We start from the raw sequence: 18,893 nt of genomic DNA on the forward strand, positions 1-18,893 counted from the left end.
ACAGCACTTTCTCAGGTTTGACTACCTTTAGTCGTCATGATTTTGCATCGCTGCCAATGATATGCGTATATTATTGGCAACCTTTTCTGATATCCCCAATTGTTTTAAATCATCTAATGAGGCGTTCGCCATTTTATTCATTGAGCCGAACTTTGTTAATAATTTTTGGCGTGTCTTGGGGCCAACCCCAGCAATACCATCTAATCTTGAACCTAATGAACTTTTAGAACGTAATTGACGATGAAATGTAATAACAAATCGATGAACTTCATCCTGTATCCGTTGTAATAAATAGAAACCTTGTGAATTTGGATCAAGGTGGACATGAGCCGCCCCTTCTTCCTTTAACAAGTCAGCAGTCTTATGCTGATCATTTTTTACCATAGCTGCTACCGGAATATCAAGACCTAATTCATCCTCGATAACCTCTCGAGCCGCATTTAATTGAATAACGCCACCATCCATTAAAATAAGATCTGGCATTTCCTCATGTTCTTTCAATAATCTTGTATACCGTCGCCGAATGACTTCCATCGTTTCAGCATGTTCATCAGCGTGCTCAGTCGTTTTGTTTTTATACTTACGATACTTGTTTTTGTTTGGCACACCATCTTCAAAGACAACCATCGCAGAAACCATCGCTGTTCCTTGTAAATGAGAATGGTCAAAAGCCTCAATGCGATGAATCTCTGGAATATTCAACGCATCAGCAATTTCTTGCATTGCACCACTGGTTTTTGACTCGTTCATCTCTAGGAGGCGGAATTTTTCATCCAAAACAATTTTGGCATTCTTCCCTGCTAATTCAAACAATGCGCGCTTTTCACCACGTTGCGGCGTACGTACTGGCACATCAAACACCTGCGAAATAGCCTCTTTATCAACACCTGCCGGTACCAAGATTTCTTTTGGCAACACAGCGTTCCGCCGATTGTAAAATTGCAAAATAAAACTTGTCAATTCTTCTTGTGCTGAACCAACAATAGCGAATAGACGTTTTTCTCGTTTCATTAAACGGGCTTGCCTAATGAAGAAAACCTGGACTGATAACCATCCTTTATCCATATAAAAATTAAAGATATCTCTGGGCGTACCATCACGTGAAATAATTTTTTGCTTTTCAACAGTTGCTTCAATAAATTTTAATTGGTCTCTTAAGTCAGCTGCGCGTTCATAAGACAAATTTGCCGCCGCATCAGCCATTTTTTCTTGTAACATTTTGGTGACAACTTTAGTATCACCATCTAAGAAACGCTTTATTTTCTTTATCTGATCACTATATTCTTTTTCCGGCACTACTTTGTAACAAGCACCTAAACACTGTCCAATATTAGCGTACAAACATGGCCGTCCTTGAAACCCATGACAACGTCGTAAAGGATAAACTTTTTGCAAAAAGTGCAAGGTCTCCTGTGCAGCATAAACATTCGGATAGGGTCCAAAATAATGAGCACCATCATCAGCCACTTCGTTTGCTAATTGGATTTGCGGATCACGTTCATTAGTTATCTTAATATAAGGATAGCCAGTCCCACGTTTTAACCTAATATTATAATAAGGCTGGTATTTCTGAATTAGCGTAATTTCTAGCAACAATGATTCTTTTTCAGAACTTGTCACAATAAAATCAAAGTCGGCGATATTAGCGACCAGTTGTTCAGTTTTTCCAGAGTGTTCACTTTTAAAATAAGAACGGACTCTATTTTTTAAATTTTTAGCCTTACCAACGTAAATAATTTTCCCATCTTTATCTTTCATTTGATATGATCCTGGTAAGTCAGGTAATAAAGCTAATTTCTGTTCAATATGTTCTGATGCCATCTAGATGCCTTCCTTAACTATCAGCTGACAATTCGCCATGTTTTCAACAATTTTTCTTATTTAACCAAATTTTAATTAAACATGCTATAATAGTGCTAACTATTATATAGGAGGTTCTTGACATGTCACTACAAACCAAAAGAAATGATGAATTAGCTCGTCAAGTTGACGAAGTTTTTGATATCCCTGATTTAAACGACAAAAATAAAGATCGTTTCCTCGGCAATCAACAAAATGAGGAAGAAGAAAAATAAGTTTAACCAAGAGACTGGAACAAAAGATGTTCCAGTCTCTTTTATGTCTAGAATTTGAAAAATTTTAAACATAAACGCGTACCAAAAGTTAACGCCTGAATATAACAAACGTCTTTTGTCTCGCTGTCTTTTCTTTATTGCTACATACTTTATACAATAATAACTATGAGTATTCACCTCTACATCATAACAACCCTATGCTACTTTCTCAATAGCATAGGGTTGTTACCGTTAATCATCAATTGTTTTTTTACTAAATAATCCTTTTAAGCTCAATAAAGCTGCTTTAGTAATATTACCATCACTGTATGTTAACACATTTTTCTTATAAACTCGTAATCCGTATCTGGCCAAGAAAATTAGCACAATAACTTCTAATACTAATGCAACGAATGCATCTGTCATATTAGCATATTGTAATCCTAAGCGTGCTGGCATAAGTGTCTGAGATACAAACGGCACATAAGACAATGTATTGATCAACATATTATGTGGCTGGCCTTCAAGGATAAACGTCAAAATATAGCCAATCATCGCCATATAAGTAATTGGAGATACAGCTTGTTGTACTTGACTCAAGTCATTGATCATTGCCGATATAATTGCTGTTAGAATCATGTACAAGAATATCCCAACAATCGCTAACAATCCTGTCATTACGGCAAAGCCAACATCAACGCCAGTAAGTAGCTCCTTAGCCATGTCAACGTATTTATTATCAGGTACAAAGGCATAGCCAATGACACCCGCCACAACATACACAATACCATGGGTAATTGCCAGCGCAGCAACGCCTAATAGTTTACCAAAAAATTGTACTCCAGCCGAAGTGACTGCTAACAAAATTTCCATAATTCGCGAAGACTTTTCATTCGCAATTTCTTGAGCAATCATGCCGACATACGCCGTTAGAAAAATAAATATAAAGATACCTAAGCCACCGGCTAGCATGCTATTAGCAGCGTTCGAAGATACACCACCCGCCGATGTTTTACCATTGTTGCTATAGACAGTTGAATTAAACGATGGTGGTTGAATCAAATCTTGTAATTGTTTCGTATCTAAATGCAATTTGGCTGCTTGATTAACCATATAATATTGATTAATCGTCGTTTGCAAAGTATCTTCAGATAATGACTCAGCATCTTTGGCCATCGTTAAATGATAACGCTCATGTTGCGAAGTCAAATAACCATCAATTTTATCATTACGCAAGGCTTGTTTGGCTTTAGCCGACGAGGTGACATTCGTATACCGTGCACCAACCGATTTATTCTTTTCCAAATACGTCGTTAGTGCTGTGTTATTCACTATTGCTACAGTAGGTTTCTCATCACTTTTAGTAGCATCTATTGCAAACGCAATGCCGAAGATAACAAGTAAAATTAATAATGGCGCTAAAACAACCGACCAAAAGCCGAATGTTTTCATGCGATTCATATAGGTCTGTCGGGCAACCAAAAATAATTGATGTCTAGTCATTTTTAATACCCCCGGCAACTTCACGACGGAAAATTTCATCTAATGTGGGTGGTGTCTGTGCAAACACCGGTACATACCCGTCTCGAGCAACAATCCTGAACACCTCTTTACCAACATGATCATCTGATAACTTCAGATGCCGGCCATCCCCTTCTTTCTCAACCGAGACAACACCTGGTACTGCTAATAATTCCGCATCTGCTACAGGTGCTTCTAAGTAGATTTCACTACGTCCAAATGACTCTCTAATATCGGATAAGCCTCCACTTAGCACTGTCTGTCCATGTTTTAACATTAATAATTCATCTGATAACTTTTCAACACCACTCATATTATGTGAACTAAAGATAATCATCGCTCCGTTATGCTTCAGGCGTAAAATTTCATTCATCATGAGTTGGGCATTAACTGGATCGAGACCAGTAAATGGTTCATCCAATATCAGTAATGATGGTTCAGTAATCACCGTGGCAATTAATTGAACTTTTTGTGCATTACCTTTAGACAGACTTTGGACTTTATCAGTTACCTTACCCACAACGTCCAGTCTATCCATCCAATGCTTTAATTTTTGTTTTGCATCACCCTTCGACATACCATGTAGTGCAGCAAAATAAACAACTTGTTGTTCAACACTCAATTTTTGATACAAGCCACGTTCTTCAGGCAAAAAACCAATATTTTGCCTATCTCGGTTTGTAATAGCATGATTATCCCAAGTAATCGTACCATGTGTGGGCTTAATAAAATCCAGCATCATTCGGAAAGTTGTAGTTTTTCCAGCACCATTCTGGCCAATTAAACCAACGACATGTCCTGCTTCTAATTGCATATTCATATTGTCAACCGCAATTTTATCACCAAACTCTTTTGTTAAATTTTTTAATTCTATCATGCAAAAACTCCTATCATAATTGGCAGTTAACACTATTAGGATAGCATATTTTGTCAAAATAACTATCTTTTAAATTAAAAATCATCAATACTATCATTTTAAGATGTTAAAAAAGAGAACGTCACTTTAAAATTCGGCGATGTGATAAGAATGACAGAGAAACATAATTAATACATTTTTAACACAAAAAAAGGGCGAGACAAAAGTCGCTTTGAAGCCGGTTTGTAACGCGTTTATGCTATAAAATTATAACCTTATAATTAATGCATTTTTAGCACAAAGAGGTTGGGACCGTTGTTCGGTCCCAACCTCTTTCATTTAATCTAAAAATTTTTAATCGTGATTCAGAAAACCTGAATTGCTCATTTCTTACTGTGAACTCTTTTTAAAACGATCCATCATTTCAGCAGTAAACTTCAACTCACGTGGTTTAGAACCATTTGCCGGACCGATTAAGCCACGATCTTCTAAGGCATCAATAATTCGTCCAGCACGATTATAGCCCATCCCGAAATGACGTTGAATAGATGATGTCGATGCACCATTTGCACGAAGAATGAATTCCAAAACTTCATCCCACTTTTCATCCAATTCGTCATTACCTGAGCCATGACCATTTTCTAATGCCTGTACTTCAGCATCTGATACTGACATTGATTCATCATATTGTGCACTACCTTGTTGCTTAATATAATCAGTAATTGCTTCAACATCATCATCAGATATAAACGCACCTTGGACACGTTGTGGCCCATTTGACCCGATTGGCGCAAATAACATATCACCACGGCCTAATAGTTTCTCAGCACCATTACCATCTAAGATAGTACGTGAATCAACACCAGAGGATACGGCGAAAGCCATTCGTGATGGCACGTTCGCTTTAATCAATCCAGTAATAATATCAACCGATGGCCGTTGTGTGGCAACAATCATATGGATACCAGCAGCACGTCCCAATTGCGCGATTCGAACAATGGCATTTTCAACGTCTCCTGATACAGATGACGTCATCATCAAATCAGCCAACTCATCAATAATAACAACTAGATATGGCAATTTTTGCGAAGCAACACCTTTTTCGGTTTCATCACGCTTTTTCATTAGCTTATTATAACCGTCAATATTACGGACACCTTCTTCAGCCAATAACTTAAAGCGACGATCCATCTCAGCAACAACCTTCTTTAGTCCCAAAGCTGCCTTTTTAGGATCCGAAACAACTGGTGTAATCAGATGCGGAATGTCGTTATAAACTGACAACTCCACTTTTTTAGGGTCAACAAGCATCAAACGTACTTGTGAAGGTTTAGCTTGTAATAGAATTGAAGCTAAAATACCATTAATAGCCACTGATTTTCCTGAACCAGTCGAACCAGCAATTAGCAAGTGTGGCATTTTAGTCAAATCAACTTTGACAACTCCGCTTGTGACACCTCGTCCGATTGGTACAACCAATGGTTTATCAGTGTCAATACCGGCTTCTTCAACCATGTCACGAAAACCAACTGTCGCTTGTTGATCATTGGCAACTTCAATACCAACAACATTTTTTCCAGGAATTGGTGCTTCAATACGTAATGATTTTGCTGCTAATGCTAACGCTAAATCATCAGCCAAATTCTGGATTTTCGAAACTTTGACCCCAACAGCCGGTTTAATCTCATACTGAGTAACTGTTGGTCCCAACACAACCTTTTCAACTGTTGCATTAATCTTGAAACTCTGCAATGTTTGATGAAGAATCTGGGCTTTTTCACTAAGGGCATCACGCTCTTGTGATTGATCAGTCGAACCAATTTGTTGTAATAACTGCGTTGTTGGTATGCGATAGTCTTCATCACTAACCACGGTTGCCAACCCGCTTGCATCAACATCTGGCGTTGGTTCCGACATTGCTGATGGTGTCACATGCATATTTGCTTGATGCGTTGTTTGCTTAGCTTCACTTTTTGCCGGTCGATCTAGCATATCCACATGTGACAGTGGCACATCCTGACCTGGTAGCAAATCATCGTCCGCTAAGTCTTCGCCATAGACAACTGGTTCAACTGGATCCGCTGACTGAACCACTCGTTTAGAATCAAAACTTGTCTTTGCGTGCTGTGGTGCGCTTGATTGCATTGAAGCAGGAGCCTTTGAAGCAGCAGCTCGCTGTGCTTTAGGTTCAGTTGCTGCGGCACTACTTGACTGGCTCTTTTTCATTAATTCCGGATCAACGGACACTGTTGCCTGTTGATCATGCTGAGATGTCGGTGCCACGATTTCAGGTACCACAAACTTAGTAACCGAAGCTTCTGCATCATTATCAGTTAATGTTTGTTTCTTATCGGGTACCTTAAAATGAACTTCACCCGATGAAGACGCCTCAGGTAATGGATTTTCTTTCTTCTCTTGGTTAGAACTAAAAGGATCTTCATTAAAGAAATCCTTCATCGCCTCTTGCTGACGATCTTTTTGTTTTGTGCGGAACGTACTAATTGATTCTGTCATTTTTTCATGGGCCGTTGTCGCCTGCGTCTGTACTAAATCACCTGCGCCTTCAGCAAACGTAAAGAAATTATCAAAGACGCTGCGTATCGGTAAGCGGAACATCACAACATTACCAACAATCAATAACACGATAGCAAGCAGCCATGAGCCAAAATTACCTGTGGCTAAATAAGTATATTGATAGATAAACGCACCAATAATACCACCACCGACTGGCGTTGTAACCGCATGATTATTTAAATCTTGATTGATCAACTGTTGAATAGTGACAACATAATCGCTATGCAAATCCATCTTATTAAATAACAAAATCGAACCAATCAACATAATGCCCACATAAAATGTGGTAAAGCCTAGATAATGATGCCATTTCAATCGAGGCGGCCATGTTCCATATGCCATGACAACTAGAAACGGTATCAACAAGACAATCAACAAGACTTGATAAGAACCACCCACCAATAAGCGGACTAAGTTTGCCACTAATTTTCCTACCAATCCGACTTTAGCAATTGCTAGGATGGTTAAAATAACTGCAATCAATCCCGAAATCTGTGGTAAACGTGAAATAAACCAATCCAAAGTATCATTGTTTTTTTTCTTACGATGAGTTGTCTTCCTTGGTGTTGTTTTTCTTGGCCGACCCTTCGTTGTCTTTTTCCTAGTTGTACTCTTTTTATATGCCATATGGTCCTCCTTTCTTAAAAATTAGAGACCAATCATCTAGTGTTTACTTCAGTTTATCGTAATCATATTCATGAGTCAGATCAAGATTAGGAAAACTTTGTTGACGCAAAACTTCATAAATAACAATTGCTGCTGTATTTGAAAGATTTAGTGAACGAATGTGATCATCATTTTGTGGGATACGCAAAGCTTGATCTGGATGCTCCTTCATAAAGGGCTCAGGCAAGCCAGTTGTTTCTTTACCAAATAAGAAATAATAATCATGATCGGGATTTGTATAATCAGCTTGATGATATGACTGTTTTGCAAATTTAGAGATAAGGAACAATTCATCAGTATCTTTTAGCGTTGCCATAAAAGCAGGCAAGTTCTTGTGAACGGTAATATCAACATTATCCCAGTAGTCTAAACCAGCACGTTTAACATGCTTATCATCTAATTTAAAACCTAGTGGTTCAATTAAATCCAATTTCGCGTTAGTTCCGGTAGCAGTTCTCGCAATATTCCCCGTATTTGCTGGCATTAATGGTTCAAACAAAACAATGTGATTCGTACTCATAATTTAACTTCTCCTATTCTTCTTAGGCTATTTTTTAACCTATACGTGATTAATGCATACAAAAACAAGTATAGCACGTACTTTAGTTACCTTGCGCTATACTTGTCAAAATTTATTAATGTTTTAATTCTAGTCAGTTTCTTTAAAGATATCAGAAGTCGACTCCCACCAACTATAGAAACGGTAAATCAATACCTTCAAGATAGCATATCCTGGTACCCCAAAAACAACACCTAGAATACCAAATACATTACCCGCCGATAATAGAACAATCAACACGGTTACCGGATGAATTTTCATTGAAGATCCTAATAGCTTTGGTGAAATCAGTCGTCCTTCTAACGTTTGCTCAATCATGAAGACAATCAGAACAGATATCAACATGATTGGCGAAACAAAAATACCGACAACAATTGCTGGCACCATTGCCAAAAATGATCCTAGGAAAGGAATAATATTCAAAATTCCAGCGACAATGGCTATTAACCAACCATAGGGCAAGCCTATAATTGTATACCCAATCGCAAACATAATCATTACTGCAAACGCAACTGCAATTTGGCCACGAATGTAATTTGAAATTTGCGTACTAATTTCTTTTAGCGTCTCTAAAAATGAGCGGCGTGCTTTGGCTGGCAAAAACTTTGCTATATACGCTGGCATCTGATGACCATCTTTTAGCAAATAAAATAGGACAAATGGGAACGTAATAATAGCAATCACAACACTAGTGACTGTTCCCACAACAGAAGACACACCATGTAGCCCTTTCTTAGCATATTCGGCTGAATAATCTTGTAACCAACTTGATATTTCAGTGTTAGTTGTATTAAACCATTTATTAATAGCGTTAAATTGTTTGTTTGATGTAAATTGATCAACCATGTGCACAATTTTATGCCAATAGGTTGGCCATTCTTCAACCAAACTACCAATTTGGCTACTTACCCAGGGAATAAACACTGCTAATCCCCAAACAATCAAAACAGCCAAAACTAAAAATTGAATTGAAATAGTGGCGATTCTCGGAAAATTATACCGACGTTCTGCCCAATCGACCATCGGATTCAATAAGAAATAAAATACACCTGCAATAATGATTGGCGCACCAACGGCCCTAAAGAATTCCGCAACTGGTGCGAAAATAAATTCTACTTTATGAAGCATAAAAATAATTATTAAAAATAATAAAATCATTAACATTGCAGATACAACCTTGTTATCCAGCATCCAACGCTGAAAAATTGATTGACCATTTGGCTTTTCTTTCATGTTTTTGCCTCTCTTTATAATAAGATTTACACAATTATTTTTTATAAAAAATCCCCATCTGGTGCACATAAAGCTTATATGCATCACCATAAGGGGAATCATTCACGATTAATAACAAATCATTAATTAAACAAACAAAACACGAATTGCTTCTGGTATAGCAAAGTCCTTTTGAACCAGACTAAGCTTTCCAGTATCACCATTACGTGAATATACTGAAACATTATCAGTATTTTGGTTAGCTGCAACTAAGTAATTTTCCTCAGGATTTAAGGCAAAATCTCGTGGAAAATCTCCTTCAGTTGAAACCCATTGCATGTGTTCAACGGCAGCACCATCTGCTTTAACCGCAAATACTGCAATTGAGTTGTGCCCACGATTTGATGTATAAATAAAGCGGCCATCTTTTGATACATAGATAGCAGCACCACCATTATGAGCATCCCAGTTTTCAGGAATCATCAAAACGGTTTGTAACAAAGTAAATGAACCATCTTCATGATACTTTAATACTGATAACTTAGATGATAGTTCTCCAAGTAGATAAGCATATTGACCATCGGGACTAAAACGAATGTGACGTGGTCCAAAACCAGCTTCAGTATTAAACGTTGCAACCAAGGCTAATTTACCTTCACTAGAAACGTCAAACGTTAGCACCTTATCAGCTCCCAAGTCAGCCACTACTACCCGATTATCAGGTGTTAAATTGCTGAAGTGAACATGTGTACCTTCTTGCTCTGGACGAGGACCTTTTCCTTCAGATTGATATGAATCAGTTAAAGCCAAATTACCATTTTCAGCAATTGCATACACATCCAATGTCCCTTTATGATAGTTTCCTGTATATACTAATTGACGTGATTCATCGACCGCAACATATGCTGGTGCTGCCCCTTCAGTAAGCACCTCTTGCTGTAATGTTGCATGACCATCTTTATAATCATAGACAGCAACACCACCTTCGCCGTCACCCTTATCAACCGCGTATAACTTGTTGGCTTTACTTAATGCCAAATAAGTAGGTGAACCAAGTTCTGCCACAAGATTTTGATTAGATAACTGACCTGACTCAGTATCGAAATCTGCAACATAAATTCCTTTTGAAACACGTTTTGTATAAGTTCCAAATAAAATATGTTCTATTGCCATTTTCACGCTCACTTTCTCACTAGTATTGATTCAAGTTGCCTACATTATATCATAATTTGCATATATAATTAACTGGCATCCATATGGGCTAAAATTTACGACGTTCTTGCACGCGACTCACTATCACTGATGCAATAATCGAAATAATCAATAGCGTGACAATAACAATTAATGACACAATATTGGAAATATGCCATGTACTCCCTAGTGCTTTCATCCCTTCGTTGAAAATCATCTTAGTACCAATGAATGCCAAAATAATGGCAAGTGCATACTTGATGTATCGAAACATCGGTAAAATACCAGATAAGGCAAAGTACAGTGAACGTAATCCCATAATCGCGAAAATATTTGACGTCACCACAATAAAGGTATTTTGAGTGACCGCTAATACGGCAGGAATTGAATCAACTGCGAATAATAAGTCAGTTCCTTCAATAAATAATAGTGCTATCAAAAACTGTGTTGCATAGCGCTTACCGTTTTCTTTCACAATAAAATGTGGTTCAGTAACCCCTTCTTTGATCGGTAAAAATTTACGTAGTAACTTAATAAAGCGATTATCATTCAGATCCTGTTGCTCATCTTTCTCAAAGAGCATTCTAACACCCGTAATAATTAGGAAAATACCAAATAGATACATTAACCAAACAAAGCGATGCAATAAGGCTGCACCACCAAAGATAAACAGCACTCGCATAATCAAAGCACCAAAGACACCCCAAAATAATAAGCGATGCTGGTACTTGAGATCAATATTGAAAAATCCGAAAACCAGTATGAAAATAAATAAATTATCGATACTTAATGATTTCTCTAAGAGGTATGCCGTAATAAAATCCAACGCGTGAGTACTACCCATTGTCTGCCAAATGATACCACTAAATATAAAGGCCAAAGCAATCCAAAAGGCACTCCACAATAATGATGATTTCATCGTTGGTGCATGGTTACCTCTATGAAATACTCCTAAATCCAATGCCAACATAATAATGACAAAAGCAAAAAATAACACCCAATAACCTAAACTAACCGCCATCGATATCTCAACTTTCTTTTATGGTACTGATAGAGCGACATTGTCAATAAATTTGATGTACTTACTGTACCTGATGAAGCCTTAAATATAATTAAAAAATTCAGAGCGTGACAAAAGTTGTTTTGAAGCCGATATGTCACGTGATTTGCGATATTTTTAACACAAAAAGGTTGGAACAATCATTTTGTTCCAACCTTTGTTATGAAAATTATTCGTATTTATCAGAAAATTAGTTTGATTTCACATCAAGCGCCATAAAGTTACCAACTTTTTCTGCTTGATCAGAAACCAACTGCAAAGTTGCTAGACGGTTCTGCTTGACAGCTTCATCGTCAACCATAACCATAGTTTGATCAAAGTATGCAGCAATAGCTGGTTGCAAACTTAATAATGCAGCAAATAATTCATCCGTCGTAAATGCTTTATCAGCGAATGATCCGATTACATCATAAAGTTGCTTTTCGGCCTCATTTTCAAACAAAGCCGTATCAACAGCTGCATCCGTTGGGTTTTTAGAAGTTAAACGCATCACACGAGTCAATGATTCGACCCCTTCACGGAACATTTGGTCTTCGCTATGTGCCAATAACGCATTTGCTGATGTAAACATTTGCGTTGTATCTGTTAATTTACCAGTAGTTACCGCGTTAATAACATCATAACGAACCTTTTCAGTCTGAAGTGCTTTGACAACACGATCGGTTAAGAATGCAAGTACATCGTTAATCACAGCTTGTAAGTTATGAGCGACATCTTCAGGAAGACCCATATAACCATCATCCGCTAAGACACCATCAACCAATGCTGATAGGAGATCACTGACTGGCAAATGCCAATCATTCGCATGCAAAATATTAACCACACCAGAAGCAGCACGACGTAGCGCATATGGATCATTAGAACCTGATGGCATCATACCACCCGCAAAGAATGATAGCAGACTATCTAACTTGTCAGCCAAGGCCAAAACTTTACCAAGCACAGATTCTGGTAGATCTCCATCCGCAGAAATTGGCATATAATGCTCACGAACTGCTTGGGCAACGGCTGGATCTTCGCCAAATAACAAGGCATATTTCTCACCCATCACACCTTGTAATTCGTCAAATTCGCCAACCATGCCCGTCATTAAGTCGAACTTATAAATCTCGGCAGCGCGAGCTAATTGATGCTGTTCGTTTTCAGTCAATGAAATATTGTGACCAATTATAGCAGCTAGTGCTTGAACACGAGTTGTATGACTAGCAACTGAACCTAATTTAGCGTGGAACGAAACAACCTGCAACTTATTATTATAAAAGTCTATGTCATTCTTTTGGTCCTCATGATAAAAGAACTTGGCATCTTCCAAACGAGCAACCAACACCTTTTCATTTCCAGCAATAACGTTATCTAAGTGTTCATTATTACCATTACGTACTGAGACAAAATATGGTAATAATGATCCCGACTCATCAATAACATGGAAGAATCGCTGGTGCTCACGCATTGAAGTAATCAAAACTTCATCAGGTAATTCTAAGTACTCAGCATCGAAACGACCCACAAAGGCAGTTGGATACTCAACAATATTATTAACTTCCTCTAATAAGTCAGCATCCTTTTCAATCTGCCATTTGTTTTCTGCTGCAAGTGCATCAATTTGAGAAACAATATTAGCCTTACGCTTATCAGCATCGGCCTGGACGTATACTTTTTCCAAATCATTTTCGTAATCAGTTGCATTTTCAATTTCAATGGTTTGACCCAAGAAACGGTGACCACGGGTTTCGCGTCCTGAAACGACATCCAAGATATTAAATGGTACAACTGTATTATCAAGCAAGGCAACAATCCAACGAATTGGTCGTACATACTCAAATGTATGACGTGCCCATTTCATCGTTGTTGTAAAGGTCATACTTGTGATGACTTCTTTAAAGCCCGCCAAAACTTCTGTAGCTGGTTGACCAGCCTCGAACTTTGTTACAAAGATATACTCATTACCCTTGAACTCTTTAAAAGTAATATCATCAGTCGTCATGCCTTGACCACGAGCAAATCCTTGGGCTGCCTTTGAATAATTACCTTCTTTATCAAAAGCGGCTTTTTTAGCAGGTCCTTTAATTTCTTTCGTTAAATCATCTGCTTTATCAGCAACATCTGAAATTAAGATTGCCAAACGACGAGGTGTTGAAAATGGCTTGATGTCACCATATTGTAACCGATTTTCTTTCATAAAATCTGCTGCACGTGCAACCAGTTGATCAATTGCTGGTGTCACCAAATGTGCTGGCATTTCTTCTAAACCAATTTCTAATAAAAAGTTTGCCATATTAGTTTTCCTCCTCGTCAGCTGGCAAGTACTTTGCCCGCAATTCTTCATCCTTTAATAGTGGGAATCCTAGTTTCTTACGCTCATCAATAAATGCACGTGCGACTGAACGAGCCATGTTTCGAATACGTGAAAGATATTTTGCACGCTCAGTAACAGACACAGTACCACGAGCATCTAACAAATTAAATGTGTGTGATGACTTCAAGATATAATCATAGGCTGGATGAACAAGGCCTTCTGCTAATAATTTTTTAGCTTCTGCTTCATACTCGTTAAAGTGACGTAGTAACATCTCTGAATCCGACTTTTCAAATGAATAAACGGAATGCTCATATTCAGGTTCCTTAAAGATATCACCATACATTACGCCATTTCCCCATTCCAAATCATAAACAGTTGGCACATCTTGAATATACGAAGCCAAACGTTCCAAACCGTAAGTAATTTCAGACGTGACAGCATCAACTTGGATACCTCCAACTTGTTGGAAATAAGTAAACTGGGTCACTTCCATACCATCAAGCCAAATTTCCCAACCAATACCAGCAGCTCCCATTGATGGGTTTTCCCAGTTATCTTCAACAAAGCGAATATCGTGAGCTAACGGATCAATTCCCAGTGCCCGTAATGAATTCAAATATAATTCCTGAATATTATCAGGAGATGGCTTCATAACTACTTGGAACTGGTGATGCTGATAAAGACGATTTGGATTATCACCATAGCGACCATCAGCTGGTCGACGTGATGGCTCAACGTAGGCAGCATGCCATGGTTCGGGACCATTCGCACGCAAAAAGGTAAATGGGCTCATCGTTCCCGCACCTTTTTCGGTATCATAGGCCTCCATTAACATGGCTCCTTGGTCAGCCCAAAACTTTTGTAACGTCAAAATAATATCTTGCACACTCATTTTTGCGCTCATTATGACAAATATTCCTTTCTTTCTACTGAGTAAAGCCACAAAAAAGCCCTACATCAACCATCAAACATTGGTTAATGTAGGGACGATAATTTCGCGGTTCCACCCTACTTCTAGTACCGAAATACTAGCAGCTTTTTTAATTGAGTTTATTAATTAGTAGTGCCCCTTAATTATTACTAGGCCACCCTCACATTAACGATGGCTTGCTGCGCTAATAATAGATTAATTTTTCCACTAATTGTCGTAAGCTTTACAATTTATAAGTTTAGCACGCCTTACTTACTTGTCAATAAGGACATTTCACGGTGTTTGATTGTCGTTTTTTTTCTCACGTTGCATCATTCGATTTTGCCAAGAAGCTAATTGTTGAATAAATGACTTAGATTTTAAATGAATACCAACCTGATCATCATACAACTTGTCCATCACACGCGCCATTTCTTGCTTAGTTTGCGTCTTTAAATCCAGAGTACCAACTAACCTTAAATCAATATTTGCTAATTTAGATAGGATACGAACTGCCTTAGTATCTACGTGCAAACGGTGCTCATCAGCTGACCAGTGTTGTTGACACAAAGTGCCATTTAATTCTTCGGAGAAATCCAATGGCAAATCACTACGACCACAAATCACACATTGCCCCCAAGTAGGTCGTATACCAAAAACAGGTAGTAACTGTAGCTCAAAATAGTTTGCAATCCCCTGTGGATCAAGGCCATTCTGCAATTTATTAAGTGCTTCAATGATTAAATCGTACCATTTCGTAATAGGTTGATTATCAAGGAAGGCCGCATCAATCAAACCTAAAATATAGGTCATATATGCATTTAAAACAATATCCGTCATTAAAAACGTTGTATCTTTGGTCGCCTTCACATCATTAATAAAACTTAAACCCGTTGTATTAATAGTCCCCTCGAAGGTAGCTGCACTCAATGGTTGGATTTCGGCAGTAAATTGGTACCTTTGACTTTTACCATGACGAATATAAAACATTCGTTTGCCAGCTTGGCGTGTTAACATTTTGACCATTAAGTCTTTTTCTTTATGGTCGCGTTGATACAGGACAATTGCATCAAAAACTTCTGTCATTTTATTCACCTATTAAAAAAGAGTGAGACAAAACCACTGCCAAACTCTTGTTTTTTACTATATATCTGAATCTTCCTTGTAACCGTATGATTGCAAGGCTTGTGGTTTATCGCGCCAACGATCTTCCACCTTCACCCAAGTCTCAAGGAATATTTTGTCACCAAGTAAACGTTCAATATCTTTACGGGCACGTATCCCAATTTCCTTGATCATAGCACCACGCTTACCTATGATAATATTTTTTTGGCTCGGACGCTCAACGACAATCGTTGCTTGAACATGTAGCTTTTGCTCATCCTCACGAGCAATCTTATCAATAACGACAGCAACGGAATGCGGTACTTCTTGACGAGTTAACTCCAAAACCTTTTCACGAATCAATTCACTCATAATAAAACGTTCTGGGTGATCTGTTAATTGATCTTCTGGATAATACTGTGGTCCAGCAGCCATATGATCCATTGTAAACCGTAATAACTCCGGCACACCTTCACCAGTTAGGGCAGAAATTGGGAAAATTTCGGCAAAGTCCATCTGTGCATTGTAATCTGCAATTTGGTTCAACACCTCGGCGCGGTCAATTAAGTCTACTTTGTTAATAATCAAATAAACTGGCGTATTTGATTCCTTTAAACGATTAATGATGAAATCATCACCAACGCCACGTTCTTGATCTGCGTTCACTAACAACCAGACCATATCTGACTCACGTAGCGCTGACATCGCAGTTTTCACCATGTAATCACCTAGTGAATTATGTGGCTTATGGATACCAGGCGTATCCATGAAAACCATCTGACCTTCATTAGTTGTGTAAATTCCTTGAATCTTATTACGGGTCGTCTGCGCTTTAGGTGACATGATGGCAATTTTTTCACCAATCATCTTATTTAAAAGCGTTGATTTTCCAACATTTGGTCGACCAACAAGGGCAATAAACCCAGACTTGAATTCTTGTTCGCTCATTAAACTTCTCTCTATTTCTTTTTTATTATTTAAAAATCATTTGTAAATTGGGTAGCAAATATGGTTGGAAAATCAAGATACCGACAACAATTGCAAAGGCAGCGGCAGCCAGGACGCCCCCGGATGCAACATCCTTAGCGACTTTAGCTAATGGATGATAGTTTTCACCCACTATTAAATCAACAATGGCTTCAACAACTGTGTTCAAAAACTCCGCACTAATCACAGTAAAGACTGCGACTGAAATCCACAACCAATCGGAACGTCCTAAATCAACGTAAATTCCCACGATCAGTACCACACAAGCAGCAAATATGTGAAAGCGCATATTACGCTCACGTACCAATAATTCACCGATTCCTGCCATGGCATGACCAAATGCTTGCACAAAATGGGAATTTTTATGCACTTGATGGGTATCTTCTTTTTTCTTATTATCTTTTGAGTCCATAGCTATCTAATATTTCACGCTGCAAATCAAACATGATTTTTTCATCTGCTTCACTTCGCATGTGGTCGTATCCGTTTAAGTGTAAGAATCCATGTACGACCAAAAATCCTAGTTCTCGTTCATATGAGTGCTCAAGATATTCAGCTTGCTCACCAATTTTATCAACCGAAACAATAATATCACCAATATTCTTCGCGATATCATCTACCATCTCATCATCCATCAATAAGGGCATATCATCACCATCATCTTCGATGGCAAAAGAAATGACATCAGTTGCTTTATCTAAACCACGATATTCCCGATTATATCTTTGAATCTCATCATTATTAACAAAAGTTACCGACATTTCAGTATTATCTGGCAAAGATAGATAATTACCAGCATAATTTAAAACATCGTTAACTAATTCTACTTGTTCCTCTGGAACTCCTGGCTTTGACTGATCGATTATTGCTAAATCCATTTTTAATCCTTTTCACTTGTTTGGTTTTGTTTAACATCATACGCTTCATAAGCATTAACAATTGCCCCAACAACCGGGTGTCGGACAACATCATCTGCATCAAATGTCACAAAAGAAATATGTGGCACATCTGATAATACTCTTTGGGCTTGGATTAACCCAGAGCGCGTCTTTGTTGGTAAGTCAATTTGTGAAACATCCCCATTAACGAGCATTGTTGAGCCAAATCCTAGACGGGTTAAGAACATTTTCATTTGTTGTGGCGTTGTATTTTGAGCCTCATCTAAAATAATAAAAGCATCATCCAATGTTCGACCACGCATATACGCCAATGGAGCAATTTCAATCGTTTCACGCTCCATTAAACGTTCTGTGTGTTCCTTACCCAAAACAGCATATAGTGCATCATAAATTGGACGTAAATAAGGGTCAACTTTTTCCTTCAAATCGCCTGGTAAAAAGCCAAGACTTTCGCCTGCCTCAACAGCTGGACGTGTAATGATAATGCGCTCGACATCCCCACGTTTCATTGCTGCAACCGCCATAACAACGGCCAAATATGTTTTACCCGTTCCTGCTGGTCCAATCCCAAATGTAATATCATTTTGGCGAATAGCATGAATATAACGGCGCTGGCCATAATTTTTAACTCTCACCGGACGACCTTTAACATCACGCAGTAGCGTTTCAGTATACATATCTTCAAAGTATTCTATTGTACCACGCTCAGCCATATTGATAGCAGACACAATATCAGCGGGACCTATCTTGACACCCCGTCTGATCAATGATGTTAGTGCCGATACGACTGAATAAGCAGCTGCAACCTTGTCTGCATCACCCTTTATCGTTAATTGATCACCCAAAACCGATAAGGTCACTGTCAAACCTTCTTCAATCAATTTTAGCTGACTGTCTTGTGGTCCGACTAAACCAATTTCTTGTTCTGCATTTTCAAAATGATAAATTTTTTCAACTTGAGTTGCCAAACGTTAAATCCCTCACATTTCAAAGTTTTTGCT

The 18,893-nt window shown here is 38.2% G+C and carries 16 protein-coding genes; 1 reads left to right on the top strand and 15 read right to left on the bottom strand.

Annotation, left to right across the window (positions count from 1 at the left end):
* Positions 1–27: 27 nt before the first annotated feature.
* Complete coding sequence (gene uvrC, locus FOL01_RS06585; RefSeq protein WP_075269890.1) at positions 28–1,821, bottom strand: excinuclease ABC subunit UvrC; 1,794 nt, start codon at positions 1,819–1,821, stop codon at positions 28–30.
* Positions 1,822–1,943: 122 nt separating this feature from the next.
* Here uvrC and FOL01_RS11475 point away from each other — a divergent pair, with 122 nt between their 5' ends.
* Positions 1,944–2,075 carry a hypothetical protein gene (locus tag FOL01_RS11475; RefSeq protein ID WP_257787091.1) on the top strand — a complete coding sequence of 44 codons (132 nt, stop codon included), beginning with the start codon at positions 1,944–1,946 and terminating at the stop codon, positions 2,073–2,075.
* A gap of 231 nt (positions 2,076–2,306) precedes the next feature.
* Here the strand turns inward: FOL01_RS11475 and FOL01_RS06590 are convergent, their stop codons facing one another.
* The 14 genes from FOL01_RS06590 to FOL01_RS06655 all read right to left on the bottom strand — a co-directional run bounded on the left by FOL01_RS06590 (position 2,307) and on the right by FOL01_RS06655 (position 18,860).
* Positions 2,307–3,557, bottom strand: coding sequence for an ABC transporter permease (locus FOL01_RS06590; RefSeq protein WP_083603453.1), 1,251 nt, complete (start codon positions 3,555–3,557; stop codon positions 2,307–2,309).
* The gene (locus FOL01_RS06595; RefSeq protein WP_075269892.1) at positions 3,550–4,452 is read right to left on the bottom strand and encodes an ABC transporter ATP-binding protein; all 903 of its coding nucleotides are present in this window, start codon (positions 4,450–4,452) and stop codon (positions 3,550–3,552) included. The genes FOL01_RS06590 and FOL01_RS06595 overlap by 8 nt, the downstream gene beginning before the upstream one ends.
* A gap of 369 nt (positions 4,453–4,821) precedes the next feature.
* Positions 4,822–7,632, bottom strand: coding sequence for an FtsK/SpoIIIE family DNA translocase (locus FOL01_RS06600; RefSeq protein WP_075269893.1), 2,811 nt, complete (start codon positions 7,630–7,632; stop codon positions 4,822–4,824).
* Positions 7,633–7,675: 43 nt separating this feature from the next.
* On the bottom strand, positions 7,676–8,191 hold the full coding sequence (locus tag FOL01_RS06605; RefSeq protein WP_075269894.1) for a tRNA (cytidine(34)-2'-O)-methyltransferase: 516 nt from the start codon (positions 8,189–8,191) through the stop codon (positions 7,676–7,678).
* Positions 8,192–8,320: 129 nt separating this feature from the next.
* Complete coding sequence (locus FOL01_RS06610) at positions 8,321–9,463, bottom strand: AI-2E family transporter (protein WP_075269895.1); 1,143 nt, start codon at positions 9,461–9,463, stop codon at positions 8,321–8,323.
* Positions 9,464–9,589: 126 nt separating this feature from the next.
* Positions 9,590–10,615 (bottom strand): lactonase family protein, encoded by a 1,026-nt coding sequence (locus tag FOL01_RS06615; RefSeq protein ID WP_075269896.1) that lies wholly within the window; start codon positions 10,613–10,615, stop codon positions 9,590–9,592.
* 88 nt (positions 10,616–10,703) lie between these two features.
* Complete coding sequence (locus tag FOL01_RS06620) at positions 10,704–11,654, bottom strand: TerC family protein (RefSeq protein WP_075269897.1); 951 nt, start codon at positions 11,652–11,654, stop codon at positions 10,704–10,706.
* Positions 11,655–11,883: 229 nt separating this feature from the next.
* Positions 11,884–13,968, bottom strand: a complete 2,085-nt coding sequence (glyS, locus tag FOL01_RS06625) for a glycine--tRNA ligase subunit beta (RefSeq protein ID WP_075269898.1) — start codon at positions 13,966–13,968, stop codon at positions 11,884–11,886.
* 1 nt (position 13,969) lies between these two features.
* Positions 13,970–14,896 (bottom strand): glycine--tRNA ligase subunit alpha, encoded by a 927-nt coding sequence (gene glyQ, locus FOL01_RS06630; protein WP_075269899.1) that lies wholly within the window; start codon positions 14,894–14,896, stop codon positions 13,970–13,972.
* A 300-nt stretch (positions 14,897–15,196) separates the two neighbouring features.
* Positions 15,197–15,988 (bottom strand): DNA repair protein RecO, encoded by a 792-nt coding sequence (recO, locus tag FOL01_RS06635; RefSeq protein ID WP_075269900.1) that lies wholly within the window; start codon positions 15,986–15,988, stop codon positions 15,197–15,199.
* Between the two features lie 57 nt (positions 15,989–16,045).
* A complete protein-coding gene (gene era, locus FOL01_RS06640) occupies positions 16,046–16,954 on the bottom strand; it encodes a GTPase Era (protein ID WP_075269901.1) in 909 nt (302 codons plus the stop codon).
* Positions 16,955–16,979: 25 nt separating this feature from the next.
* The gene (locus FOL01_RS06645; protein WP_075269902.1) at positions 16,980–17,405 is read right to left on the bottom strand and encodes a diacylglycerol kinase family protein; all 426 of its coding nucleotides are present in this window, start codon (positions 17,403–17,405) and stop codon (positions 16,980–16,982) included.
* Positions 17,389–17,871 (bottom strand): rRNA maturation RNase YbeY, encoded by a 483-nt coding sequence (gene ybeY / locus FOL01_RS06650; RefSeq protein ID WP_075269903.1) that lies wholly within the window; start codon positions 17,869–17,871, stop codon positions 17,389–17,391. The genes FOL01_RS06645 and ybeY overlap by 17 nt, the downstream gene beginning before the upstream one ends.
* Before the next feature lie 2 nt (positions 17,872–17,873).
* The gene (locus tag FOL01_RS06655; protein ID WP_075269904.1) at positions 17,874–18,860 is read right to left on the bottom strand and encodes a PhoH family protein; all 987 of its coding nucleotides are present in this window, start codon (positions 18,858–18,860) and stop codon (positions 17,874–17,876) included.
* Positions 18,861–18,893 lie beyond the last annotated feature (33 nt).

It is taken from the genome of Weissella thailandensis, from assembly GCF_001932615.1.
GTDB classification, from domain to species: Bacteria; Bacillota; Bacilli; order Lactobacillales; family Lactobacillaceae; genus Weissella; species Weissella thailandensis.

What these genes read in the sequence shown, in the direction of transcription:
- era (WP_075269901.1), bottom strand. Translation starts at nt 16,954, where the DNA reads ATGAGCGAACAAGAATTCAAGTCTGGGTTTATTGCCCTTGTTGGTCGA.
- glyS (WP_075269898.1), bottom strand. Translation starts at nt 13,968, where the DNA reads ATGGCAAACTTTTTATTAGAAATTGGTTTAGAAGAAATGCCAGCACAT.
- FOL01_RS06600 (WP_075269893.1), bottom strand. Translation starts at nt 7,632, where the DNA reads ATGGCATATAAAAAGAGTACAACTAGGAAAAAGACAACGAAGGGTCGG.
- glyQ (WP_075269899.1), bottom strand. Translation starts at nt 14,896, where the DNA reads ATGAGCGCAAAAATGAGTGTGCAAGATATTATTTTGACGTTACAAAAG.
- FOL01_RS06615 (WP_075269896.1), bottom strand. Translation starts at nt 10,615, where the DNA reads ATGGCAATAGAACATATTTTATTTGGAACTTATACAAAACGTGTTTCA.
- FOL01_RS11475 (WP_257787091.1), top strand. Translation starts at nt 1,944, where the DNA reads ATGTCACTACAAACCAAAAGAAATGATGAATTAGCTCGTCAAGTTGAC.
- FOL01_RS06590 (WP_083603453.1), bottom strand. Translation starts at nt 3,557, where the DNA reads ATGACTAGACATCAATTATTTTTGGTTGCCCGACAGACCTATATGAAT.
- FOL01_RS06620 (WP_075269897.1), bottom strand. Translation starts at nt 11,654, where the DNA reads ATGGCGGTTAGTTTAGGTTATTGGGTGTTATTTTTTGCTTTTGTCATT.
- FOL01_RS06595 (WP_075269892.1), bottom strand. Translation starts at nt 4,452, where the DNA reads ATGATAGAATTAAAAAATTTAACAAAAGAGTTTGGTGATAAAATTGCG.
- FOL01_RS06610 (WP_075269895.1), bottom strand. Translation starts at nt 9,463, where the DNA reads ATGAAAGAAAAGCCAAATGGTCAATCAATTTTTCAGCGTTGGATGCTG.
- uvrC (WP_075269890.1), bottom strand. Translation starts at nt 1,821, where the DNA reads ATGGCATCAGAACATATTGAACAGAAATTAGCTTTATTACCTGACTTA.
- FOL01_RS06645 (WP_075269902.1), bottom strand. Translation starts at nt 17,405, where the DNA reads ATGGACTCAAAAGATAATAAGAAAAAAGAAGATACCCATCAAGTGCAT.
- ybeY (WP_075269903.1), bottom strand. Translation starts at nt 17,871, where the DNA reads ATGGATTTAGCAATAATCGATCAGTCAAAGCCAGGAGTTCCAGAGGAA.
- FOL01_RS06605 (WP_075269894.1), bottom strand. Translation starts at nt 8,191, where the DNA reads ATGAGTACGAATCACATTGTTTTGTTTGAACCATTAATGCCAGCAAAT.
- recO (WP_075269900.1), bottom strand. Translation starts at nt 15,988, where the DNA reads ATGACAGAAGTTTTTGATGCAATTGTCCTGTATCAACGCGACCATAAA.